The organism is Lentzea sp., from assembly GCF_035525475.1.
GTDB lineage: Bacteria > Actinomycetota > Actinomycetes > Mycobacteriales > Pseudonocardiaceae > Lentzea.
In genome coordinates this window covers 15,883-38,826 of the sequence record NZ_DATLEC010000004.1, presented here as the reverse complement: position 1 = coordinate 38,826, position 22,944 = coordinate 15,883, and the positions used below count along the sequence as shown (strand labels likewise).

Below are 22,944 nucleotides of genomic sequence, written 5' to 3'. Positions count from 1 at the left end.
GCACACCGCCGGTAATGTCGGACGAGTCGAAGATCTTCTCGAAATGCGCACCGGCACAAATGCGGAGTCGCGCACAAACCACCTTCGTCCTCTCCGGGAGGAAAAGTGCGAACCGGCGTATTCGCGGAGAAGGAATCACACGTCCACGTCGCTTCACGACAGCTCCTGCTCGACTCGTCCGAAACCCTGCCCGAACCCCTCGGCGGGGTGGTCGCGACCGCCGGCGGGAAACCCGGTGAAGTCGCCGGCGTCGTCCAGGCCTCACTCCGGCAGCACGGCGCGGCCGTGGTGGAGCTGGAGGGAATCCTGTCGGACGACGACTTCCGCGCGTTCGGTGCGCATCTCGGCAACGCGATGCCGGAGACCGACCCGGCCGTGCAACCGTTCGTCACCGACGGGGTGATCCTCAACCTCGTCACCCGGCACGCGCACACCGCGGACACCTCGCTCCAGCCGTTCGCGGAGAACTCGCTGTCGCTGCACGCGGAAGGCAGCGGACGAACCGCCGGGCAGCAACCGCGGTACATCGTGCTGATGTGCCAGGACCCCGGCGCCGACCCCGCGTCGGCCCAGACGGTGCTGGTGCCGATGTCCGATGTCCACCAACGGCTTTCGCCGGAGCACCGAGCCGTGCTGTCCCGCACGCGCTACGCCCACCTGCCCGCCGGTGAGACGATCCTGCGCGAGCTCGACGGCCGCCCCGTGTTCGCGTTCAGGGACTTCCTCCACGACAAGCTCGAGTGGGTCAACGAGGGCGACGACAGCGACGATGCCGTCGACCAGGCCCTCCAGGCTCTTCTGGCCGGGATGTACACGACGGGCGCCACCGGGGTGCACTGGCGCCGGGGCCTGCTCGTGGTCATCGACAACACGTACTTCTTCCACGGCAGGACGGCCGGGGTGTCGTCCCCCGCGCACCCGCGCCACCTCAAGCGCCTGCGCCTGCACTGAGGTTCCCCGTTCCGGATCCGCGCAGAAACGGAGAACGCCATGTCTGAATCCCGGAAGCGCGTGCTGGGGATGATCCACCTCCAGCCTCTCCCGGGCACGCCGTTCCACGAGCCCGGCAGCCTCGACAGGATCGTGTCGACCGCGGTGCGCTCGGCGAAAGCGCTGGAGAACGGCGGTGCGGACGGCTGCCTGGTGCAGACCGTCGACCGCGTCTACTCCGTGCGGGACGAGTGCGACCCTGCACGCACCGCTGCCATGACCCTGGTCGTGGCGGCGGTCGTGGCCGCGACGGGTGCCGCTTTCCGGACCGGCGTGCAGATCATGCGCAACGCCGCGTCCGCGTCGCTCGCGGTGGCCGCTGTCACCGGTGGCGCCTTCGTGCGGATCGGCGCGCTCGTCGGTGAGACGCGGTCGCCGCAGGGTGTGGTGCGACCGGACCCGCTGGCCCTGGCCACCTACCGGAAGGCCGTCGACGCGTCCGGCGTGGAGCTCGTCGCGGACGTCGACACCATGCACTACTCCTGGCTCGGTGGCGGGAAGACTGCGGGCGAGGTGGCCAAGGCGGCGCGGACCGCCGGTGCCGACGCGGTGGCCGTGAGCGATCCCGACGAGGAGGCGGCGCTGCGCAAGGTCGAGTCGGTCCGCGCCTGCGCACCCGGCCTGCCGGTGTTGCTCGCCGGGCACACCGACCACCACAACGCGGCGCGGCTGCTGCGCGCGGCCGACGGGGCGTTCGTCGGCTCGTGCCTCGAAAGCGGTGGCTGGGGCGGCGAGATCGACGAGCGCCGGGTCGCCGAGTACACCGCGATCGTGCGGAGCCTGTCGTGACCGGGCCTGCCGCACTCGTGCGCCAGGCCGGGCAGCTGGCCGGTGACGTGGCGGACCTCGTACCCGCGTTCGTGGCGCAGCTGACCACCCCGTTCCCGGACGTGCGGCAGGTGCTGCTCGTCGGCAACGGCGACTCGCACCACGCGGGCACCGCCGTCGAGCACGCGTTCACCACGCTCGCCGGGGTGCGCTGTCGCGCGGTGCCGGCTCAGCGCTTCGCCGACTACCCCGGCACGCACCGGCTCGACGCCAGGACGATCGTCGTCGGCACCTCTGCCTCTGGTGGCAGTCCCAGAGTGGTCGAGGCGCTCGAACGAGCGGCGGCACTGGGCGCGAGCACGCTGGCCGTCACCGGAAATCCCGGCAGTGCCGTCGACGACTGCGCCCGCCACCGCGTGCACGCCCGGCCCCGGGATCTCGAGCGCGGTCCCGGTGTGAGGACCTACCAGGCGAGCGTGCTGGCACTGCTGACCCTTTCCATCCACATCGGACGCTCCCGTGAACTGCTGGACACAGCCGCGGCCCGCCGGCTCGAGGACGAGCTGACGGCCACGGCGGAGCAGATCGCGGACACCCTCGCACTGGCCCTGCCGGGCTGCCGGGCCATCGCGCCCGCGGTGGCGTCCGCGCCGGTGCGTTTCCTGCTCGGCACGGGACCCGGTCACGGCACCGCCGGATACGCGGCGGCGAAGCTCGTCGAGGCCGCGGGCGTGCCGAGCTTCGCCCAGGACTTCGAGGAGTGGTGGCACGTCGAGCGGTTCTGCCGTCCCACCGACGTGCCGGTGTTCCTGATCGCCACCCCCGGCCGGGCGGCCGACCGCGCGGCGGCGCTGGCCGCACGCGCGACGGCGGCCGGACGACAGATCGCGCTCGTCGGTGGCACCGCTTCCACACCTGATCTCTGGGCACGGCTGCCCGCGGCGGACGGCGTGCGCGAGGAGTTCTCGCCACTCGTCCACTCGGTGTTCGCGCCCCTGCTCGCCGCCGAGGTCGCCGATCACCTCGGCCGGCAACCGTTCCTCGCCGATCTGCTCACGACGAAACCCACGACGGAATCCTCACCCAGGAGGCAGCAGACATGACCACCTCGTACGAGCTGAACCTCAAGACCGACGTCAAGTTCGACCCCGCGGTGCACATCCAGGGCGTCCAGGACGGGCCGTACCTCGACCTGGTGGACCACTACGGTCGTACGCTGGAGGGCATCCAGGGCGTCGCGGGCGTGGCGGAGCAGATCGGGCTCGGTGTGCCGATCGGCGCGGACCGCCTGGTGATGCAGCCGGGGACGGCCTTCGAACTGCACACGCACCCCGGTGCGCACATCCTCTACGTGCTGGCGTCGCGCGGCTTCATCCACATCGACGGTGTCGACTACGAGATGAAGGCGGGCGACACCGTCTTCGTCCCCGCCGACTACGCGCACGGGGTGAAGACCAACGCGAAGGTCAGCGAACCGCTGCAGATCCTGGCCTTCGGCGTGCCCCACATGCCGGTGGAGTCCAAGGACCGCATGACCCTCGTCGAGGAATGAGCGTGCCCGAGCTCAGGTTCGGTGTCCACTCAGGACAGCAGTACGCGTCCTTCTCCGAGGGCCTGGAGCTGTGGCAGCTGGCCGAGGAGCTGGGGTACGACTGGTGTTCGTTGTTCGACCACCTGCGTCCCCCCATGGGCGGTCCGGACGGGCCGTGCTTCGAAGGCACGGCACTGCTGTCGGCGTTGGCCGCCCGCACGGAACGAGTCCGGTGCGCACTGCTCGTCTCCGCCGTCGCATGGCGCCACCCGGCGCTGCTGGCGTCGGCCGCGGCGACGATCGACCACGTCAGCGGCGGACGGGCGGAGATCGGCATCGGGACCGGCTCGGCAGACCTGGCCCACACCCAGTACGGCCTGCCGCACCCGCCGGGCCGGGTGCGGCTCGAGATGCTGGAGGAGACCGCGACGGTACTGCGCGGACTGTGGGACGGCGGCCCGTTCTCGTTCCAGGGCAAGCACTTCCAGCTCGAAGACGCCTACCTGCGTCCCGCTCCGGTGCAGCGGCGCCTGCCGCTCGTGTTCGGCGGCGCCGGACCGGAGCTGCTCCGGATCGCCGCCCGGCACGCCGACGTGTGGAACAGCCTGCTCGCCCACCCCGACGACTACCGCGACAGGTGCGCGACGCTCGAGCGGCACTGCGCCGCGGCCGGCAGGGATCCCGGTGAGATCCGGCGGTCGATGACGTTCCGCGCCCTGCTCGTGGAACGCGAGGACGAACTGCCAGCACGCCTGGCCGACCTGCGCCGCTCGTACCCACCGGACTCGCCGGTGTGGCCCGAGTACGTGGTGTTCGGCACGCCTGAGCAGTGCGTGGCAGCGCTGCAGCCCTACCTGGCGCTCGGTGTCACGGACTTCCTCTTCGGTGCCCGTCCACCGCTGGATCGCGTCAGCCTCACGTTGTTCGCCGAACGCGTGGTGCCCGAGTTGCGCCGCATGACCGAAGGGACACCTGATGCTCCGGACAGAGCGCACCTCGGTGGGCCTCACCCCGGCCGGCCGTGAGATCGAGTCGTTCCTGCTCTCCTGCGAGGACCTGACGATCGAGGTGTGGACGTACGGCGCGACGCTGGTCGAGGTCCGCACGCCCGGCCGGGACGGGCACGTCGCCAACGTCTGCGCGCGGCTGCCGGACCTGGCGTCCTATGTGGACCGGACGCGCAACCCCTACGTCGGTGCCACCATGGGCCGGTTCTGCCGCTGCGTCGCCGGGGGTGAGTTCGAGCTCGACGGCGAGATCCACACCCTCGACCGCAACGACGGCAGGCACCACCTGCACGGTGGCACCGCGGGCTTCGACACCCGGACCTGGACAGCGGAGGCGTTCCAGGACGCCGGTGCGGCCGAGGTGCGGCTCTCGCTGACCAGCGAGGACGGAGACCAGGGTTACCCCGGCGAACTGACGGTGCGCACGTCCTACCGGGTCGAGCCGGGCGGGGTGCTCGTGATCGACCACGAGGCGACCACGACCAAGCCCACCGTCGTCGGCCTCACCAACCACGCGTTCTGGAACCTCTCCGGGAACGGCACCGTCGACGGGCACCGGTTGCGGCTCAACACCGCCGAGGCCGTCCGCTTCGACAGCGACCTGGTTCCGCTGCCGGGTCCTCCGGCCGACCTGAGCGGAACGCCGCTGGACTTCCGGTCCGAGCGGCTCCTCGGCGACACGCGCATCGACAACTGCTTCCTGCTCCACGACGATTCCTGGGCCGCCGAACTGCGGCATCCCGGCAGTGGACGCACGATGCGCGTCACGACGGACCAGCCCGGTGTCGGCGTCTACACCGGTGACTGGTTCAGCGAACGCCCGCGGTGCGGCATCTGCCTGGAGACCGGTCCGCTGCCCGACGCGCCCAACCGGCCTGACTACCCGTCCGCCCGGCTCGACCCCGAGCAGGTCTACCGGCACCGGACCACGCACGTCTTCGCCACCACCGACCAGACCGGATAGGAACCGAGCATGGAGAACTACTACTCGAAGGGTTTCGCCGCCTTCTTCGACAGCAACTACACCGGCTGGGTGAACAGGTTCTCGCCGCGACTGGCCGCGGCACTCGGAACGTCTCCGGATCTGCCTCGCACGGCACTGGACCTGTGCTGCGGCACCGGGATCACCACGGCCTACTTCCTCGCCGAAGGCTGGCAGGTGTCCGGTGTGGACGGTTCGGACGCGATGCTGGCCCTCAACCGCGCCCGCAACTCCGATGCCCACGACGAAGGCCGGCTCAGCCTCACCACGGCCGACGCCAGGACGTTCAAGCTCGCGGAGCCCGTCGCGGCCGCCTTCAGCCTGGACGGCGCGCTCAACCACCTGCCGACGCTCGCCGAGCTGCAGCGCTGTTTCGAACGGGTGCACGAGGCGCTGCTACCGCACGGGGAGTTCGTGTTCGACCTGTTCGAACAGTCGCACTTCGAGCACTGGAACCACGTCACGGTGACGGACAAGCCGGAGGCGGTGGTCGTCAAACGCGGCGTGTGGGACACCAGCGCGCGCCGCGGGATGCTCCGCGTTTCCGGCGTGTTCGGAGACGGCGACGACGCGCAACGCGTGGAGCAAAGCTTGAGCAGCACGTACTACGACGCCGACGAGGTGAACGGCGCCCTGCGCGATGCCGGCTTCGAACCGCGTCCCCACGACTTCGCGGGACCTGACCTGAAGTGCGACTCGGGTTCGTGCTCGATGACGTCCGTGCCGTGCCGGCAGGTCTACCGGGCGGTCCGGGCGGGGTGAGGTCGCGAAAACGGGGCCTGACCGACACGGTCAGGCCCCGTTTTCGTGTGCTGTCGGGAGATCCGGGGTGCGAGGTGGTTCGGCCGAAGCCGTGGGAAGGCGACGACGAGTTGTGGGCGGTGCACACCGTGCCGCGGCGTAAATGCGTCGACAGCGTCCTCGGCACTCGGCACAGTGGTTGTCCGTGACGAGCAGTGAAGTGTGGACCCGTGCGATCGCCGACCGCTACGACGCCGAGGAGACCGAAGCGTTCTCGGCTGCCGTTCTCGGACCGGCTCTCGACTTCCTCGCCGGGCTCGCCGGAGACGGCCGGGCACTGGAGTTCGCCATCGGAACCGGACGAGTGGGAATCCCGCTCCGGGAACGCGGCGTGCCGGTGGTGGGCATCGAACTGTCCGAGCACATGGCGGCGGTGCTGCGGCGCAAGGTCGACGAGGACACGCTCCCGGTGGTCATCGGGGACATGGCCACCACCGTCGTTCCCGGTGAGTTCACCCTGGTCTATCTCGTCTACAACACCATCACGAACCTGCTCACCCAGGACGAGCAGGTCGAGTGCTTCCGCAACGCCGCACGGCACCTGGAGCCCGGCGGCCGGTTCGTCATCGAGCTGGGTGTGCCGCCGCTGCGGTTCCTGCCGCCCGGCCAGGTCGCGGTGCCGTTCGACGTCTCCGAGCGGCATCTCGGCTTCGACACCTTCGACCTGGTCGAGCAGATCCTCGTTTCGCACCACTTCACCCGCGACGGCGACGACGGTCGCTACCACCGCGGCAACTCCCGGCACCGGTACGCCTGGCCGGCAGAGCTCGACCTGATGGCACGGATCGCTGGGCTCGAGCTGGAGCGTCGCGTCGCGGACTGGGACGAGGCTCCGTTCGTCCAAGACTCCGCGAAGCACATCTCCGTGTGGCGCAAGCCGGTCTGAGGCCGGTCGGAACGGGTTCGAAACACCTCAACCGCCGCCTGCAGCACCATCTGCAGGCGGCGGCTCCACACCCTCTCGTTCTGCCGGGAGCTCCAGGCCGGATGAACTCCCCCGCTCCGTCGTCGACGCGGATCCCCGAGCGCGGTGCGGCGGAGTCCGCAGCACCGGCCGGGTCTCCGCGTCGAACACTCATCCGGCAGACGACTCCGCGAGCGGCTTGCGGACGAGGATCAGCCGCGATCCGGGCAACCGCCCCTCGACGATCCGGTCGACGCGGAAACCCGCCTCGGTGAACGCCGCCGACCACTGGTCGCCGTTCATCAGGCCCTGCGACATCAGCGCCTGGGTGTAGACGTACTCCGGTCCGAACGCCTCCGCGGTGTCCTCGCTCTGCGTCGGCGGCGCGACCTCGCAGGTGAGGACGTACGCCCCCGCCGGCAGCCGCTCGCACGTCCTGGTCAGGTAGTTCACCAGCACGTCGTGGCCGAGCTCGAGGACCTCGTGCATGAAGAAGAACGCCATGACCAGGTCGATGTCCTCCAGGTGCGGCACGCTGTCCACGTCGGTGGCGTCGACCTGGACGATGCTGATGCGGTCGCCGAACCCGGCCTTCTCGACCTCCTGCGTCGCCTCCTCGCAGGCGGCCGGGCTGATGTCGAAGCCGACGCCCTTCGCCTTGGTCGCACGGCAGAGGTCGATCAGGAAGTGGCCGTTGCCGCAGCCGATGTCGCCGATCGTGCTGAACTCGATGCCGCCGAGGATCTCCATCACCTCGTCGCGCAGGTCCGCCTCGCCGACCAGCGCGCTGCCCACGGCGACCCAGCGGACGTCGCGGTCCACCTCGGTGCCGAAGGTCTGCTTGCGCGTCAGCAGGGTGTCGAGGCTGTTGAGGGCCTCGCCGTACCCACCGGCCAGCCACAGCAGGTAGCCGCGCTCGTTGTAGAGGTCCCGGCCGGACTCCGTGAGCACGTAACGGTTTCCGTCCTGCCGGACGATGCCCCGCTCGGCGAGGTAGCGGAACGTGGCGTTGCCGAGGAACTCCTCGTACCCCAGCTCGGCCGGGACGACGCCGTGCTCCGCCAGCTGGTCCAGCGCGCCGAGCTTCTCGAGCGCGGAAATGATGGTGCAGGTCACGTACGCCTGCATGTAGTCGAAGACCGGACGGTCGATCACCTGCTGTGCCACGGATGTACTCCCATCTCAGAACTTGCTCGAAGGACCGTCAGAGCCGGATCGCGGACGCGCCGGTGCGGAAGGAGGCCAGCCTGGCGGCGACCTCGTCGAGGAAATCGGGACTGCGGTTGAACGCCGCGCGCACGTGGTCCGCGCCTGCCGCGGGGTCGGTGTGGAAGAGGGTTCCCGGCGCCACCAGCACACCGGCCTCGCGAACCAGCCTGTGGGCGAAGACGTCGCTGCTCTCGCCCACCGCGGGCGGTATCCGGGCCATGACGTAGCAGCCGCCGTCCGGGGGACGGCACTCCAGCCCGATCTTCTCCAGCAACCCGGTCACCCGGTCGCGCTGGGAGCGCAGGTCGTCCGAGGGCTTCGCGAAGCCGGGGTCCTGTGCCGCCGCCTTCGCGACCGCCTCCTGCAACGGTCCGGGTGCGCCGGCGCACAGCGTCGCGTGCACCTGCCGGGCGATGCCGGTCAGCCCGGCGCTCGCACGGAGGTAGCCGAGCCGCCAGCCGCTGACCGAGTGGGACTTCGACAGGCTGCCGACGAGGAAGCCGCGGTCCCGCAGGCCGGGCACCTCGGTCACGGAGATGTGCGGCTTGCCGAAGGTGAACCCGCTGTAGATCTCGTCGGAGATCACCACGGCGTTCCACTTCCCGCACAGCGCGGCGATCTCGGACCACTCGGACTCGTCCAGCATGTGCCCGGTGGGGTTGTTGGGCGTGCTGACGATCACCGCTCGCGTGCGCGGCCCGAACGCCGCGCGCAGCTCGGCGGGGTCGAAACGCCAGTCGTCCGGCCGGGTGCGCACGAACCGCGGCACGCCTCCCGCCAGCACCACGGCGTTGACGAAGTTCTCGTAGTACGGCTCGAAGATCACCACCTCGTCACCGGGGTCGACCACGGCCAGCACGGCGGCGGTCAGCGCCTCGGTGGCGCCCACGGTGATGGTCAGCTCGGTGTCGGGATCGGTGTCGCCGGGCAGCGTGTCCGCGATCCAGCGGCGCAGCTCGCGGTTGCCCGCCAGGGCCTCGTACTGGTTGTGACCGGAGCGCAGCGCGCCGCACGCCTGGTCGAGAAGCAGCGGCGACGTCTCCGGCGCGCCCGGCACCCCGAGCGCGAGGTCGACGGCGGCCGAGCGCGCCGCTTCACCGAGCAGCTCCAGCAACCGGCCGCTGATCAGCCCGCGCACGCGCGACGCCGTACGCGGGGGAACGGGACCGTTCACGACCCGCTCCGTTCCAGCGCCACGACGCGGTCCTCGTCCGCGGCGAAACGCCGCTGCACCTCCACCAGGTCGGTCTTGCCGTTCGCGTTGACGGGCAACGCGTCGAGGACCAGCCAGCGCCGCGGGACCATGTAGGCGGGCAGCCTGCGCGCCAGCGCGGTCCGGAGCGCGGGGACGGTCAGCCCGTCCACGGCGGGGACGTACGCCACGCAGATCTCCAGCTCACCGCGGCTGCCGGGCGTGGTCACGGCCAACGCAGCCGCGACCTCGGGCACCGAGTGCAGTGCCGTCATCAGGTCGTCGAGCTCGACCCGGTATCCGCTGATCTTCACCTGCCGGTCAGCGCGGCCGTGGAAGCGCAGCAGGCCGTCGTCGCCGATCCGGCCGAGGTCGCCGGTCCGGTAGTAGCGGCGGCCCGCTCGCTCGAAGAACGCCCTGGCCGTGCGTTCCGGCGAACGCCAGTAGCCGGGTGTGACGCCGGCGCCTCCGATCACCACCTCGCCGATCTCGCCCTCCGGCAGCGGGACCAGGTCCTGGTCGACCACGGCCAGGTCCTCCCCCGGGATCGCGACGCCCATCGGCAGCGGCTCCACCGGCGGCTCGGTCACGGTGTGGAAGCAGCTCGCGATCGTCGCCTCGGTGGTGCCGTACACACCGGTGAACGAGACGTGCGGCAGCCTTCTCACCCAGTACGCGGCGTCGTCCGGCGGGAACACCTCGCCGCCCCAGATCAGGCGGCGCAGGTCCGGCAGGTCGTCCTGGGCGAGCACGTCGTACCGGGCGATCGCGCTGAGCACGGACGGCACGGACGCCAGCTGCGTCACCCGCGAGGACCGCAGGAACTCGACCAGCGCGGTGGGCGTCAGGCTCGCCGACGCGGGCACCAGGTGCAGTTCCGCGCCACAGGTCAGGGCACCGTAGACGTCCAGCAACGAGCCGTCGAAGTGCATCTGGAGATGGCAGGAGATGCGGTCGTCGGCGGCGATCCCGAAGTGGTCCCGCGCCCAGCGGATGAAGTGCCCGATGCCGTCGTGCGTGAGCTGCACCCCCTTCGGCTCGCCCGTGGAACCGGAGGTGAAGAGGAGGTACGCGACGCCGGACTCGTCGGCGGGCGCCTGCGGGTCCTTCGTGGACGCGGCGGACAACGCGGCCTCGTCGAGCACGGGCACGTCCGCCGTCGCGGTGCCGTCGGGGACGAACAGCAGGGTCACGACGTCCGCGGGGACGGCGGCCAGCACGTCCGCGGCCAGCGCGGCGCGAGCCGTGTCGGCCAGCAGCACGCACGGGCCCACCTGTCCGGCGACGGAGGCGAGGCGGCGCGCCGGGCTCGCCGCGTCCAGCGGCACGCACACACCGCCGGCCCTCAGGACACCCAGCAGGTACACGATGATCTCGGGCGACTTGGGGACGAGCACGCAGACCCGGCCGCCCGGACGCAGGCCGCCCGCGAGCAGCGCGTTCGCCACCCGGTTCGCGTCCTCGTCGAGCTGCCGGTAGGTCAGCCGCCGGTCACCGTGGACGATCGCGACCGCGTCCGGTGTGCGCGCGGCCTGGGCGCCGACGAGGGCGTCGAGCCGTGTCATGCCGGTTCACCCGTTTCGACCACGCCATGGAATTCCACCGAGTTACCTCCTCGCAGAAACGCAGAAACGCGGTGCGTGCGCCTTTCGACGAGGACCTTGCACCGGGGCGTTCCTCAGGCGTTACCGGTGCATTCCCGTTAGCGGCGCCGCGGTGTCCGGGTGGTCGCGAAGAAGTCGTCCGTCCCCGAAGACGCACCTCCAGCACCTCGTCCGCGTCGAAAGTGACGATTACGCGTCGATGAGCGCGGTGATATCCCGGATTACCGGAGAATGGACCTCCTCCGTGGCCTCGCGGACGCACTGACCGTTTAACTGAGCCGCATGCCCTCGACTACCACTGATCCGAGGACCGGCGCCCCACGACAGGTCTTCCCCGTGCTGCGCGAAGACGACATCGACCGAGCCGTTCACACAGCGCGCCGGAGCGCGGCTCACTGGGCCGCGCTGACCACCGGCGAACGCTCCCGCCGCCTTCTGCGACTCGCCGACGTGGTCGAGGCCGACGCCGCGGCCTACGTGGAGAGCGAGTGCGCCGGCACGGGCAAACCCCGCTCCGAGGCCGAAGGCGAGATCGCGAACTGCGTCGACCTGTTGCGCTTCTACGCCGGCGTGGTCCGGGGCGACCTCAGTCCTGCCAGCGGACACCGGTTGCCCGGACGGGAGAGCTGGGTGCGGTGGGAACCGCTCGGCGTCGTCGGGGTCATCGTGCCGTGGAACTACCCGTTGATGATGGCGATGTGGCGTCTCGCGCCCGCGCTCGCCGCCGGGAACGCGGTCGTCCTGAAACCGGCCGAGACCACGCCCGACAGCGTGCTGCTGCTGGCGGAGCACGCCGCGGAGGCGCTGGCACCGGGTGTGCTGACCGTGACGACCGGCGACCGGGAGACCGGCCGGCTCCTGGTGGCGAGCGCGGTCGACGCGATCGCCTTCACGGGCAGCCCGACCGCGGGGCTCGACGTGCAGGCCCGAGCCGGTCTTCGCCGGGTGAGCCTCGAACTGGGCGGCAACTGCCCGGCGATCGTGCTCCCGAACGCCCCCGAGCACACGTACGAGGGCCTCGTCTCGGCGTGCACCTACAACGCGGGCCAGAGCTGCGCCGCTCCGGCGAGGGTGATCACCCTCGCCGAGAACTTCGACTCCACCGTCGAGGCACTGGCCGAGGCCATGCGCGGCCGCCGCGCGGGCGCCGACTTCGGTCCCCTCAACAACCCCGACCAGGTCGCGCGGTACGACTCCATCGTGAACGCCAGCAAGGCCACGATCCGCGAGCAGGGCCAGGTGGTCGTGGCACCCGGCGAGCAGAACGGCTACTGGCGCCCCGGCATCATCCTCGCCGGCCTGCCGGACGACGACCCCGCCGTGACCGAGGAGATCTTCGGCCCGGCCCTGACGGTGCAGGCGGCGGACTCGCCGGCGCACGCCGTCGAGATGGCCAACGGCGTACCGCAGGCCCTGGCGGCGAGCGTGTGGGGCGACTCCGTCGCCGACCTCCTCGGCATCACCCGTGAGCTCCAGGCAGGCGAGGTCTGGGTGAACTGCCACCTTGAGCAGACGGCCGAGCTGCCGCACGGCGGTCGCAAGCAGTCGGGTCACGGCACCGACCTGAGCGTTCTGGCCCTGGCCGAGTACCAGCGACCGAAAACCGTCACCGTCAGGATCGCCTGACCGGCAGAGGTCTCGCGGCGGCACAGACCATCGAGCTCTCGGTGGAACGTCCGCGGATCACGCAGCCGCTTTGTGGCCAGAACGGCTCAACCACCATGCACCACCACGGAGAAGGAGACTTCGCATGACCACCGTCCCCTCGTCGGCATCGGCCACCGCTCTCGACGCGGTCAACGAATGCCTGCTCGAGCTGCTCGGCGTCACCGAGCTCGACCCGGAGGCCGAGCTCGTGGACAGCGGTGTGCTGAACTCCCTGGCGATGGTCGGCCTCATCGCGAAGCTCGAACGGCGCTTCGACATCCGAATCGGCAAGGACGACCTCGATCTCGGCAACTTCCGGAGTCCGCTCGCGATCGCCCGGCTGGTCAGCGCGAAGGCCGCGAACTCGTCCGTGCCCGTCGACTAGGGCGTGTCCCGTGAGTCCGTTCGATGAGGGTCACGGGACACGCCCTGGCCCCCGCGTGCTCGCCTGAAGCAGGAAGAAGATCTTCGCAACCGGGAGTCCTCGATGAGCGAGACGTTCACACTCTCCGAATGCCTGCCACCCGATCTTCCAGAAATCGTGGAGCTGCAGAACCACCTGTGGCAGGGCGGAGAGAAAAACCTCGCCTACTACCACTGGAAGTACCGCGACAACCCGTACCTGGACGGGCGCTACTCCGTGCTGGCCCGAGACGCCTCGGGCCGGGTGGCGGGAATGGCCGGCGTGTTCGGTTCCCCGTGGGAATGCGACGGTGCCCGATTCGTGCTGCCGTGCGTCACCGACACCATCGTCGTCCCCGAGCACCGCAACAGCCCGTTGTTCCACCGGATGCTCGACGAGGCGGCGCGCCGGCTGCGGGCCGCGGACAGCCCCTGGCTGCTCGACTTCGGCGACCAGGGCGCCATCCCCGCCATGCTGCTGCGGGGCTGGAAGATGGTCGGGCCGTGGGCGCTCTCGATCCACACCAGGTCCGGCGATCCGTCCCGGCCGGGGTGGGCCGACGAGCCGGTGCGGACCGGTGCCAGGTCGGGCGTCCCCATCTCGGTGGTGCCGGGGAACGACCGCACCATCGCGGCGATGGCCGACGTCGCGGTCCGCATCCCCGACGACGGCCGCGTCCGCGTGGTGCGCGACTTCGAGTACTACGCCTGGCGTGCCGCCAATCCCCTGGCCAACTACCACTACCTCGTGGCGGGAGAAGAGAAGCCGGCCGGGTTCCTCGTCGGTCACCGCTTCGTGCTGGACCCCGACGACGGGGAGACACCGACGAGCATCGTCGAGTGCGAGGCCGACGACCCGGACGTCAAAGCCGACCTGATCGACGTGGCCCACGACCTCCTGCCGGGGAAGTGGATCCTCACCTGGGCCCACGACCTGCCGGTCGAGGCGCAGGAGGTGCTGGCGCGGCGGGGGACGGAGATCTCCGAGCCCACGGGCCGGTTCGACCTGGACGGCCCACTGCCCAACCTGATGCTCAAGCACACCGGTGCCGTGCCGCGGGTTCCGGTGCCCGCCGACCTCTCCGACCTCGCGAACTGGGACGTGCGCGGGATCACCGGCCGGGCCTGGCGCTGAAGCGGAACGCTCGTGAGTGCCGCTCGGACCGCACCGGTCCGAGCGGCTCGACGTGCTGAAGCCCCACCCCGTCCAGAACGAGGGCAGCGTGACGGCGCGAGCGTGAATCCTTGTTGTCCCGTCGAAGAACACGACGGCTGTGACGAAGCTCGTGCCGCCTCGATGACCGGTGTCGTCGTCCGGAGCGGGATCAGCGGGCCAGAACGCGGTGGAGGTGCAGGACGCGCGAGGCAGCGGGCCGGTCGGCCACGACGAACCCGAGTGCCTCCAGCAGTTCGACGGTGTGCGCCAGCGCGGGGTTGGCCTCGCAGCGCAGCGCGTCGGCCCCCTGGTCGGTGGCAGTGGTGATGGCCCGGCGCACGCACATCATCCCGGCCAGCGAGCCGCTGCCGGCGGCCTCCGGCCTGACGGCGAGCCGGGTCAGGTAGACCGGCCTGCTGGCCGGGGGGAACGTGTCCGGCGGCGCCTCGAAGGGCGCGCTTTCCACGAGCGTGAACATCGCCGTCGGCAGCCGGCCGTCCCGCAGGAGGTGGACCCGGCCGGCGGCGACGTGGGCCGCGGTGCTCCCGGGGTTGCGCACGGGTGCCGCCGTGCCGGTCCGATCGGCCTGGAAGCGGTCGCTGGCGCACAGCAGATCGTGCACCTCGGCCGGGTCGGCGGCCAGTTCCCAACGATATCCCGTCGAGGTCACATCGCACCTTCCCTTGTCGGTCGCGACCACAGTAGAAGACGCATCCACATCGGCAAACAATTCCGGCATGGCCGCGGTAACTGACATTCTGGTTACCCGTCGCTTACCTCCGCGGTCACCGGCTGCTCAGAAGATGAGGGACGCGAATGGAAGTTCCGCGAGCGAACTGAACGTATCCCGCGCGCGGGTTCCCGGGTCATTCCGGGCACTCGGGCGGTGTCGCTTCCGCCCACGAGCACTGGACGCGCATTCACCGCAACCACGAACAGGAGCTGCTCGATGAAGGTGCTCATGCTGAGGCACAACTGGCACCAGCTGGTCCTCGACCACGCGGACGAGGTCTACGCGGTCCTGGACTCCTCGCCCGGTTGCCTCGCCCTCTCCCCCGCCACTCTCGCCCGCTTCGCCAGGGTCTACCGGGTGTCGTCGTACGACTCGCTGGAGGAGCTGAGCGCGGTCGCCGGGGACCTCCTGACGCGCGGCATCGAGATCGACCGCATCGTCAGCTTTCCCGAGTTCACCCAGTACGCCGCCGGCTACCTCGCGCACCTGCTCGGCCTCGACCACTACTCGTCCTCGGTGGCACTGGCCACCCGCGACAAGCGGGTCACGAAGTTCCGCGCCGCGCAGGCCGGTGTCCCGACGGCTCGCTGGTACTCGATCCCGGACCTCGCCGCGGCCGATCCCGACTCCATCGGGCAGGCCGTCGGCTATCCGCTGGTCCTCAAGCCGGCCGGGGGCTGGGGCACGGTGTCCACCGTGAAGGTCAGCGACCGCGCCGAGCTCGTGGACGCGCTGCGGACCATCCCGGAAGGACTGCCCAGCCCGCTTGCCGCGCAGTTCGTCGCGGAGGAGTTCATCGCCGGTGAGGAGTTCCACGTCGACGCGGTGTGGCGTGACGGCCGGCCCTGGTTCTTCTACGTGAGCCGCTACTTCTCGCCCCGGCTGCAGGCCTGGTCCGGCCGGGCGGCACACGGTTCGGTACTGCTGCGCGAGAGCGAGTTCGCCGACCTGTACGCAGAGCTCCTCAAGATCAACACGCGGCTGAACTCCGCACTGGGCGTCGAGCGCGGCGCGACCCACCTCGAGGTGTTCCGCGAGCAGGACACCGGGCGGCTGCTCGTCTCCGAGATCGCCTCGCGGGTGGGCGGAGCGAACGTGTCGGACGTCATCGAGGCGCTGAACGGCGTGCACGGCGGACGGATCGCCCTGCACGAGCTGCTCGACGGCGACCGCGCGGACCTGCCGTTCGCCCCGGGGTCCCACCCCGTCGTCGGGGGTCTCTGCCTGGTGCCGGACCGGTCCGGCGTGATCGTCTCCACGCCGGACCGGTCCGAGCTGCTGGCACACCCGAACGTGCTGGGCGCGGTCAGCTACCACCAGGTGGGCGACTACGTGGAAGCGTCCCACCCGTCGCTGTGGTGCACGCTCCTCGTCATCGGCGCGGAGACGGAGTCCGAACTGGAACGGACCGCCCTCGCGTTGTCCGAGACCTTCACGATCCGGACAGCACCGGTCGGGTGAAGCACGGCGTGCAGCGCTCTCCGGGGACGTGCGCGGATCTCCTCCAACGCGCACCACGTCCCTCCCAGGACGCGACGCCACTTCCTGGTCAATGCTCGCGTACAGCTTTCTAGCAGAACCGCGCGCGGCACAGGGCAATCATTCGGTAATCGCCGGTTCCGAGCCCGGTGAAACCACCGTTACCAGGCGATGTGAATAGCGTGGCAATTCGGTGGAGCCACTTCCGGTGACACGTTGATAACGTGGCTCGCATTGCAGCCGAGAGAACGGGAAAACAATGGCACTGTTCGACTCGCTGTCCGAACCACGCGCTATCGTCGTGGCCGAGGAAGCGCGCGAAATCGCCGCACGCGCGATGTCCCCGGATCAGGACGACAACGTTTTTGTGCCGTACGTCGGAGACCGCACCCTGGACGTCTTCTCCCGTGCGCGCAATCCCGCGGACCCGTTCGAACTGCGCGACCTGTTCCTCGGCCGTGTCGAGCACGAGCTGGGGGGAGCCTCGCTGCGCCCCGAGCTCGCGCAGACCTGGCGGCGGTCCCGGCGCAGGCGGGAGGTGACCGCGGACGAGGTGTACCACTCGCGCTCCGCCGTGCGGTTCGTCAAGGAGCTCTTCAACTTCTACTTCCGGGACGACCTCTACGGAGCCCTGGCCGGCGACCACCTCCTGCTCTCGAGCGGCTCGGTCGACGAGCAGGAGTGGGGCCTGCCGGCCGCGCTGAAGGACTGCCTGCGGTTCGCGCTCGACCAGGACTGGTACGGCTACTCGGACTCCCGCGGCCGGGTGCCCGCGAGGGAGGCCATCGCCGCCTACGAGAACGCGTTGATGGAACGCAACGTCTACACCGAGGCCAACGTCGCCATCACGCTCGGGGGAACCTTCACCGTCAGCAACATCGCCGACTACATCCTGACGGGCCGCAACCGCGGGGCGGAGCCGGCGCTGTGCGGGATCCCGAACTACCCGCCACTGGTCGAGGCGGTGGCACGGCGGGGCGCCACCCGGATGGTTCCGCTGGCCAGCACCGCCGGCAAGGTCTCGCTGCGGCCGCTGATCGACGCCCTCAGGCCGGACACCCCGCTGGTGCTGCTGCAGACCGCGATCAACCCGACCGGCGCCGTGGTCGACGAAGCCGAACTCGCGCAGCTGGTCCGTGCCGCGTCACCCAGCACGATGATCTTGCTGGACGAGTGCCACGAATGGCTCGGCCCGGAGCGCAAGAGGTCGGCCCTGCGTGCCGCGCCGAACGTCATCCGCATCTCGAGCCTGTCGAAGAACTGGTCCGCGCCGGGGCTGAAGACCGGCTGGATCATGGCGGACCAGGCGTTCGTGGCGGACTACTACGAGCACGCCTCCACGATGTTCGGCGGCCCGCAGTCCTTCTTCTACACGGCGGTCGAGGTCCTCGCCCGGATGGAGCGCTGGATGGTCACCGGCCTGACGACGCCGGGCCCGGCCGAGCTGGCGGAGTTCGAACCGAGTTACGGCCTGACCACCGACCGGCTGCGCCGCGCCTACACGGGGTACGTCCAGGAACGCCGGAGCCGGCACGAGGCCCTGACCGTGCTGCGGGCGGCGACGTGCGCCGGTTTCTCGGAGGCGGGCACCGTGACCGCCCCGGCCTACTCGATCAACGCGGCGGTGCGCTTCCCCGACTGGGACGACAGCTACCTCGCCTTCCGCAGCCTGCTGGACCGCACCGGCGTCTCCACCTACCCCGCCATCCTGAACTTCTGCTTCGACGGCGGGGCCGTGCGGCTGACGACCGCCCGGCCCTGGGCCGACCTGCGGGAGGCGGGCGACAGGGTGAGGTCGGCGCTGCACCCGCGCCAGCTGCAAGCGACCAGCTCCCGTCGTTGACCCTGCGAACCCGAGGAGAGTCATGAGCTCACCCGCATCCTCCCTGACCGGCGCGGTCCGCGAGATCCTCGTCCGCAACCTGCCCGACGGCACCGCGCTGGTGGACGACGACGTCCCCCTGCGCGAGCTCGGGCTGAGCTCCCTGCGCATGGTGCGGGTGGTCGTGGCGCTCCGGGAGGAACTCGGCTCCGAACTGCCCGACGACCTGTTGCGCCCGGAGACCTTCCACACCGTGCGCAGTCTCGTGTCCGCGCTCCGAGCCGGCACCGACCTGGCGTGACCCGGCTCCGTGCCGCCGGGTTCCGCGGACCTCCGCGGTGCCGCGGGCCGCACGGCCGGCGGCTCGGGGAACGCCGGAGGACAGCAGGAAGAACCGGGTTCCCGTCGGCTGGAAGCTCCTCCACCGGCGGGAACAGGCCAGGTCCGCGGCGGTATCAGCACGGTCAGAAAACGGTAGCGCCGATCGGCACAGTCAGTGTCGCATCGGTCTCCGGTTCTCTGCGAGGTGGTTCGCCGTGCAGTTCTCTCTCCTCGGGTCACTCGAAGTCGTGGCTGATGGCCGACCGATCGCCGTGGGTGGCGTGCAACAGCGGCTCGCGCTGTCCATGCTGCTGCTGCACCACAACTCCGTGGTGCCGACTCGCCAGATGCTCCAGGCGCTCTGGCCGGACGAGGTTCCGGCCTCGGCGCGCAAGATGCTGCACAACGCGGTGTCCGCGCTCCGCCGGCTCCTGGAGATGAGCGAGCCCGCCGGTGAGCGGCCGCAGTTGCTCACCCAGGCCCCCGGATACCGCCTCCAGGTGCAGCCGGAGTCCATCGACGTGGTCCGCTTCCAGCGCCTGGCGGCGCAAGGGCACCAGGCGCTGGCCGCCGGCGAGTGGGAGGCGGCCTCGGTGCGGCTCCGGGAGGCCCTGGACCTGTGGCACGGACCGCTCCTGCCCGACCTCGCCGAACAGGGGATCGACTGGCCGGAGGCCGCCGTCCTGCGCAACGCCAGGCTGAACGCCCTGGAGGACCGGATCGAGGCCGACTTCCAGCTGGGCCGGTTCATGGAGCTGACAGGGGAGCTCGAGGCGCTGGCCGAACAGGAGCCGCTGAGGGAAGGGCTGTGCGCCAAGCTGATGCGCCTGCTCTACCAGCGCGGCCGGCAGGCCGACGCGCTGGCGGTCTACCGGAGGACCCGCGAGGCCCTGGTCGACCGGCTCGGGCTCGATCCGAGCCCCGAGCTGCAGGAGCTGGAGCTCGCGATCCTCAACCACGACGCTTCGCTGATGGCCGCTCCGGCGGCGGGCGGCGCGGTCAAGGCCGCCTCCACGACGTGGAGCGTGGCCGAGCCGGTGGCCGTCGACGAGATGCGGTGGACGACGGCACTGCTGGTCTCCGCCAGGCCGGCGTTCGGCCGGACGCTGACCGGGGAGGACTTCGCCCTCCTGCGCGACCGGATCTGCGCGACGGTCTCGGAGGAAGCCGGCGCGCGGTGGACGTACGCCGTCGTGGACGAGTGCGCGCTCGCCGGCTCCGAGCCGGACGTGCCCCTCTGGCTGGTGACCTCCGAGCTCGACGGCGTGGACAGCGCCGCGTCGAACCGGGCGGTCCGGCTGGCACGCTCGATCAACGCCCGCTTCAGCCCGGTGTCGGGTCTGGAGCGCCCGGACGGCGGATGGCTGCCGTTCGAGGTTCGCGTCGCCGTGGTGGCCGGCGAGGTGCACCTGCGCCGGGAGGCCCGCAGGGGCTCGAGGCCGTGGATCTCCGCGGATCTCGCCGCGCGCTGCCGGCAGCTGCTGGCGGACCCGGCGGCGGGTCCGATCGAGGTGTGCCCCACCACGACGGAAGCGCTGCACACGCCGGAGGGACCCGAGCCGCCGCCGTTCCTCTGCCGCGATCACGAGCTGCGCGCCCTCGACCGGGCGCTGAGGTCGGCGCGGGATCTGCGGCAGCCGCACCTGCTCACGGTGTTCGGGGAGGACGGCGCCGGGCGGAGCAGGCTGCTGCGGGAATGGGCGAGGGGCCTGCGTGACGTCACCCTGCTCTCGGTGGCCTCCTCCCGGGGGTCCGACCGCGTCTCCGGTCTGGCCGCGCTGGTGCGAGCCGCCGCGGGCATCCACGCGAACGAACCCGCCCACGTGGTCGCCGCCCGGCTGACCGAGCTGATCTCCCGCCTGGTGGACAGCCACCGGGCGCCGTGGATGCTCGCCCACGTGGACGGTCTGCTCGGCTTGGACGGCACCCCGGTGGCGATCACCGCGGAGTCCTTCGACGCGCTCACGCAGTTCTTCGAAGCGCTGGCGCGCGCCAAGCCGCTGGTGCTCCTGGTCGACGACCTGCACGTCGCCGGTGACCTGGTGCCCGCCTTCCTGGACCACCTGCTGAGGTACTCCGGCGGTGTGCCGCTGCTGGTGGTGGCGAGCGCACGGCCGGACCTGCTGACCCGGCACCCGTCCTGGGGCAGCGGGATGGTGCGCGGCGGCTCGCTGTGCCTGAGCCCGTTGCCCGACGCCGTGGTCGCCACGCTGCTGTGGCAGTCGTACCGGTCGACGCTCGAGACGCGGCCCGGTGGCACTCCGGAGCACTGTCCGGAGCACCTCCTGGCCTTCGCCGCCGAGCTCGGCGGCAACCCGCTGTTCGCGGTCGAGTACGGCCGCATGCTCGCCACGTCGCCCGACGCGGTGCCGGCCCGGCCCGGCCTCACCCGCATCCCGTACGCCGTCCGGTCGCGGCTGGAGTGCCTGCTCGACACCCTGCCCGCGGAGGCGAGGGCCGTCCTGTACGACGCCTCGCTCGTCGACGGCGACTTCACCGAACGCGCCGTGGCCGTCCTGGCGAGCGACGCCAGGTCGAGGCAGGCCGGTCGCTGGCTGCGCGTCCTCGCCCAGCGCGGCGTCCTGCGCGTGACCAGCGACGCGTCCGGCGAGACCGGCCGGTACTCCTTCGCGGATCCCCGGCTGCGCGAGGTGACGCGCGGGCGGGTGCCGGACGACGTCCGTTCCCGCAAGGGGGACCTGCTCAAGGGGATGCCCAGGGTCCTCGACGCCGCACACCGGTGACGACCGACGGAGGAGACCACCAATGACCGAGCACGTGACCGACGCCGTCCACACCCCACCGAACCCCCTCCTCCCCCGCTGGCCGTCACCGGTCGCGGCGATCTCGCACTTCGGCCGCGTCCGCGGGCACCGGCCTTGGCTCACCGCGGTCGCGCGGTCCGGCCAGGAGACAGTGCTGACGTTCGCCGCGGTGGACCAGGCGACGCGCGCCGTCGCCGCACGGCTGACGGCCGAGTTCGGCACCCGGCCGACGACGCTCGCGTTCGCGCCGGTCAACGACGTGCCGTCGGTGCTGACCGTCCTCGGTGCGCTGCGAGCCGGGCACCGGCTTCTCATGCTGGGGCCGGCCGACCCACCGGAACGGACCTCGCAGCAGATCGCGGCCGCGGGTGCCGTCGCCGTGGTGCACACACCGGACACGGCGCCACCGCAGGGAGCCGACGCCCTTCGTCTGCCGGACTGGCGGGAGATCCTGCGCGACGACCGGGCCGCCGACTGGACCGATCCCCGCGTCGACGCCTCGGAGGACGCGCTCTACTTCGCCACGTCGGGCTCCACCGCGGCGTCCAAGCTGGTCGCCCAGTCCCGGCTGAACGCGACCGCGAACGCCGAGGCCGTGCGCCGGCACCACCGGCTCTCGTCCACCAGCCGGGTGCTCGGCTGCCTGCCCGTGCACCACGTCAACGGCCTGCACTTCAGCGTCCTGGGCACCCTCATGGCCGGGGCCCAGCTGATCCTCGCGGACTCGTTCTCGCCGCTGACCTACCCCGGCCTGGTCGAGCGCTACCGCCCCCACCTCGCCAGCGTCGTGCCGAGCGTGCTGGAGACGGTGCTGGAGGTGTGGGGGCGGCGCCGCCTGCCCCTCGGCTTCCGCTACTTCCTCTCCGCCGCGGCACCGCTGACCTCCGCCACGGCCCGTGCCGTCGCCGACCGCCTCGGGACGCGCGTCATGCAGGGGTACGGCCTCTCGGAGACCACGAACTTCTCCACGACGATGCCGCCCGACCTCGCCGGCTCCACCTACCGCGACCTGATGGTGGACGCCGAGATCCCCTCCGTGGGCGTCGCCGTGGCGGGGAACGAGGTAGCCGTCCTCGACGAGAACGGAGATCGCCTGCCGGCAGGAGAGGTCGGCGAGGTGTGCATGCGCGGGCTCAACGTCATGTCCCGGTACCTGGGCAACGACCAGGCCACGAGCGAGGCGTTCCGCGGTGGCTGGTTCCACTCGCAGGACCTCGGTTTCCGCCTGGAGGTGGGCAACCGGGACTTCTTCGTCCTCACCGGCAGGGTGAAGAACATCGCCAAGGTCGCCGGCGAGACGGTGTCACTCGACGAGATGGACCGTGCGCTGCGCGCTCTCCCACAGGTCCGTGATGCCGCATGTGTCGCACTGCCCGACCGCTTCGCGGGAGAACGGATCGTGGCCGCGGTGGTCACGAACGGCGACGACGGCCCCGAGATCGCGAAAGCGCTCCGGCTCCTCTTCTCCGAGGCGGTGGTCCCCGAACGCTTCATCGCGCTCGACCGCATCCCGAGGACCCCCACGGGCAAGGTCCTGCGCCCCGAGCTCCGATCGGCGCTGCAGCACCGCGAGGAGCAGGCCGCCGGGCGGGCCTGACGCGGATCTTCCTCCTCGGCCCGGAAGCGCGGTG

General features: G+C 71.0%; 20 protein-coding genes. 16 read left to right on the top strand and 4 right to left on the bottom strand.

Features of this window, described 5'->3' with window-relative positions:
- The first annotated feature begins 105 nt into the window (after positions 1-105).
- The 8 genes from VM306_RS00370 to VM306_RS00335 all read left to right on the top strand — a co-directional run bounded on the left by VM306_RS00370 (position 106) and on the right by VM306_RS00335 (position 6,965).
- Complete coding sequence (locus tag VM306_RS00370; protein ID WP_325510076.1) at positions 106-951, top strand: TauD/TfdA family dioxygenase; 846 nt, start codon at positions 106-108, stop codon at positions 949-951.
- 39 nt (positions 952-990) lie between these two features.
- Positions 991-1,779: a BtpA/SgcQ family protein gene (locus tag VM306_RS00365; protein WP_325510074.1), complete on the top strand. Its 789-nt coding sequence runs from the start codon at positions 991-993 to the stop codon at positions 1,777-1,779.
- Positions 1,776-2,861, top strand: coding sequence for an SIS domain-containing protein (locus tag VM306_RS00360; RefSeq protein ID WP_325510072.1), 1,086 nt, complete (start codon positions 1,776-1,778; stop codon positions 2,859-2,861). Before VM306_RS00365 ends, VM306_RS00360 begins: the two co-directional genes overlap by 4 nt.
- The gene (locus VM306_RS00355) at positions 2,858-3,310 is read left to right on the top strand and encodes a cupin domain-containing protein (RefSeq protein ID WP_325510070.1); all 453 of its coding nucleotides are present in this window, start codon (positions 2,858-2,860) and stop codon (positions 3,308-3,310) included. The genes VM306_RS00360 and VM306_RS00355 overlap by 4 nt, the downstream gene beginning before the upstream one ends.
- A gap of 2 nt (positions 3,311-3,312) precedes the next feature.
- Complete coding sequence (locus VM306_RS00350; RefSeq protein WP_325510068.1) at positions 3,313-4,314, top strand: LLM class flavin-dependent oxidoreductase; 1,002 nt, start codon at positions 3,313-3,315, stop codon at positions 4,312-4,314.
- Positions 4,265-5,260 (top strand): aldose epimerase family protein, encoded by a 996-nt coding sequence (locus VM306_RS00345; protein WP_325510066.1) that lies wholly within the window; start codon positions 4,265-4,267, stop codon positions 5,258-5,260. The genes VM306_RS00350 and VM306_RS00345 overlap by 50 nt, the downstream gene beginning before the upstream one ends.
- Before the next feature lie 9 nt (positions 5,261-5,269).
- Positions 5,270-6,040 carry a class I SAM-dependent methyltransferase gene (locus VM306_RS00340; RefSeq protein WP_325510064.1) on the top strand — a complete coding sequence of 257 codons (771 nt, stop codon included), beginning with the start codon at positions 5,270-5,272 and terminating at the stop codon, positions 6,038-6,040.
- A gap of 184 nt (positions 6,041-6,224) precedes the next feature.
- Positions 6,225-6,965, top strand: coding sequence for a class I SAM-dependent methyltransferase (locus VM306_RS00335; RefSeq protein WP_325510062.1), 741 nt, complete (start codon positions 6,225-6,227; stop codon positions 6,963-6,965).
- A gap of 189 nt (positions 6,966-7,154) precedes the next feature.
- On the opposite strand, the gene VM306_RS00330 is transcribed toward VM306_RS00335, so the two are convergent.
- From VM306_RS00330 to VM306_RS00320, 3 genes are read right to left on the bottom strand one after another with little or no spacing between them, the layout of a single operon-like run.
- Positions 7,155-8,150, bottom strand: a complete 996-nt coding sequence (locus VM306_RS00330; RefSeq protein WP_325510060.1) for a class I SAM-dependent methyltransferase — start codon at positions 8,148-8,150, stop codon at positions 7,155-7,157.
- A gap of 37 nt (positions 8,151-8,187) precedes the next feature.
- Positions 8,188-9,366: a pyridoxal phosphate-dependent aminotransferase gene (locus VM306_RS00325; RefSeq protein ID WP_325510058.1), complete on the bottom strand. Its 1,179-nt coding sequence runs from the start codon at positions 9,364-9,366 to the stop codon at positions 8,188-8,190.
- The gene (locus VM306_RS00320; RefSeq protein WP_325510056.1) at positions 9,363-10,949 is read right to left on the bottom strand and encodes an amino acid adenylation domain-containing protein; all 1,587 of its coding nucleotides are present in this window, start codon (positions 10,947-10,949) and stop codon (positions 9,363-9,365) included. Before VM306_RS00320 ends, VM306_RS00325 begins: the two co-directional genes overlap by 4 nt.
- A 321-nt stretch (positions 10,950-11,270) precedes the next feature.
- Here VM306_RS00320 and VM306_RS00315 point away from each other — a divergent pair, with 321 nt between their 5' ends.
- The 3 genes from VM306_RS00315 (at position 11,271) to VM306_RS00305 (ending at position 14,172) form a co-directional block, all read left to right on the top strand.
- A complete protein-coding gene (locus VM306_RS00315) occupies positions 11,271-12,614 on the top strand; it encodes an aldehyde dehydrogenase family protein (RefSeq protein ID WP_325510055.1) in 1,344 nt (447 codons plus the stop codon).
- 124 nt (positions 12,615-12,738) lie between these two features.
- Positions 12,739-13,020, top strand: a complete 282-nt coding sequence (locus tag VM306_RS00310) for an acyl carrier protein (protein WP_325510054.1) — start codon at positions 12,739-12,741, stop codon at positions 13,018-13,020.
- Positions 13,021-13,122: 102 nt separating this feature from the next.
- Positions 13,123-14,172 (top strand): GNAT family N-acetyltransferase, encoded by a 1,050-nt coding sequence (locus tag VM306_RS00305; protein ID WP_325510052.1) that lies wholly within the window; start codon positions 13,123-13,125, stop codon positions 14,170-14,172.
- Positions 14,173-14,362: 190 nt separating this feature from the next.
- Here the strand turns inward: VM306_RS00305 and VM306_RS00300 are convergent, their stop codons facing one another.
- The gene (locus tag VM306_RS00300) at positions 14,363-14,863 is read right to left on the bottom strand and encodes a hypothetical protein (RefSeq protein ID WP_325510050.1); all 501 of its coding nucleotides are present in this window, start codon (positions 14,861-14,863) and stop codon (positions 14,363-14,365) included.
- Positions 14,864-15,142: 279 nt separating this feature from the next.
- Here VM306_RS00300 and VM306_RS00295 point away from each other — a divergent pair, with 279 nt between their 5' ends.
- The 5 genes from VM306_RS00295 (at position 15,143) to VM306_RS00275 (ending at position 22,910) form a co-directional block, all read left to right on the top strand.
- Positions 15,143-16,387, top strand: a complete 1,245-nt coding sequence (locus tag VM306_RS00295) for an ATP-grasp domain-containing protein (RefSeq protein WP_325510048.1) — start codon at positions 15,143-15,145, stop codon at positions 16,385-16,387.
- A 277-nt stretch (positions 16,388-16,664) separates the two neighbouring features.
- Positions 16,665-18,248 carry a pyridoxal phosphate-dependent aminotransferase gene (locus tag VM306_RS00290; protein ID WP_325510046.1) on the top strand — a complete coding sequence of 528 codons (1,584 nt, stop codon included), beginning with the start codon at positions 16,665-16,667 and terminating at the stop codon, positions 18,246-18,248.
- A gap of 22 nt (positions 18,249-18,270) precedes the next feature.
- Positions 18,271-18,528, top strand: a complete 258-nt coding sequence (locus VM306_RS00285; protein WP_325510044.1) for a phosphopantetheine-binding protein — start codon at positions 18,271-18,273, stop codon at positions 18,526-18,528.
- 235 nt (positions 18,529-18,763) lie between these two features.
- A complete protein-coding gene (locus VM306_RS00280; RefSeq protein WP_325510042.1) occupies positions 18,764-21,292 on the top strand; it encodes a BTAD domain-containing putative transcriptional regulator in 2,529 nt (842 codons plus the stop codon).
- A 22-nt stretch (positions 21,293-21,314) separates the two neighbouring features.
- Positions 21,315-22,910 (top strand): long-chain fatty acid--CoA ligase, encoded by a 1,596-nt coding sequence (locus VM306_RS00275; protein ID WP_325510040.1) that lies wholly within the window; start codon positions 21,315-21,317, stop codon positions 22,908-22,910.
- Positions 22,911-22,944: the final 34 nt, after the last annotated feature.

Bases quoted from the DNA above. Each gene is read 5' to 3' on its own strand.
- VM306_RS00365 (WP_325510074.1), top strand. From the start codon at position 991: ATGTCTGAATCCCGGAAGCGCGTGCTGGGGATGATCCACCTCCAGCCT.
- VM306_RS00355 (WP_325510070.1), top strand. From the start codon at position 2,858: ATGACCACCTCGTACGAGCTGAACCTCAAGACCGACGTCAAGTTCGAC.
- VM306_RS00345 (WP_325510066.1), top strand. From the start codon at position 4,265: ATGCTCCGGACAGAGCGCACCTCGGTGGGCCTCACCCCGGCCGGCCGT.
- VM306_RS00340 (WP_325510064.1), top strand. From the start codon at position 5,270: ATGGAGAACTACTACTCGAAGGGTTTCGCCGCCTTCTTCGACAGCAAC.
- VM306_RS00320 (WP_325510056.1), bottom strand. From the start codon at position 10,949: ATGACACGGCTCGACGCCCTCGTCGGCGCCCAGGCCGCGCGCACACCG.
- VM306_RS00315 (WP_325510055.1), top strand. From the start codon at position 11,271: ATGCCCTCGACTACCACTGATCCGAGGACCGGCGCCCCACGACAGGTC.
- VM306_RS00310 (WP_325510054.1), top strand. From the start codon at position 12,739: ATGACCACCGTCCCCTCGTCGGCATCGGCCACCGCTCTCGACGCGGTC.
- VM306_RS00305 (WP_325510052.1), top strand. From the start codon at position 13,123: ATGAGCGAGACGTTCACACTCTCCGAATGCCTGCCACCCGATCTTCCA.
- VM306_RS00295 (WP_325510048.1), top strand. From the start codon at position 15,143: ATGAAGGTGCTCATGCTGAGGCACAACTGGCACCAGCTGGTCCTCGAC.
- VM306_RS00290 (WP_325510046.1), top strand. From the start codon at position 16,665: ATGGCACTGTTCGACTCGCTGTCCGAACCACGCGCTATCGTCGTGGCC.
- VM306_RS00285 (WP_325510044.1), top strand. From the start codon at position 18,271: ATGAGCTCACCCGCATCCTCCCTGACCGGCGCGGTCCGCGAGATCCTC.
- VM306_RS00275 (WP_325510040.1), top strand. From the start codon at position 21,315: ATGACCGAGCACGTGACCGACGCCGTCCACACCCCACCGAACCCCCTC.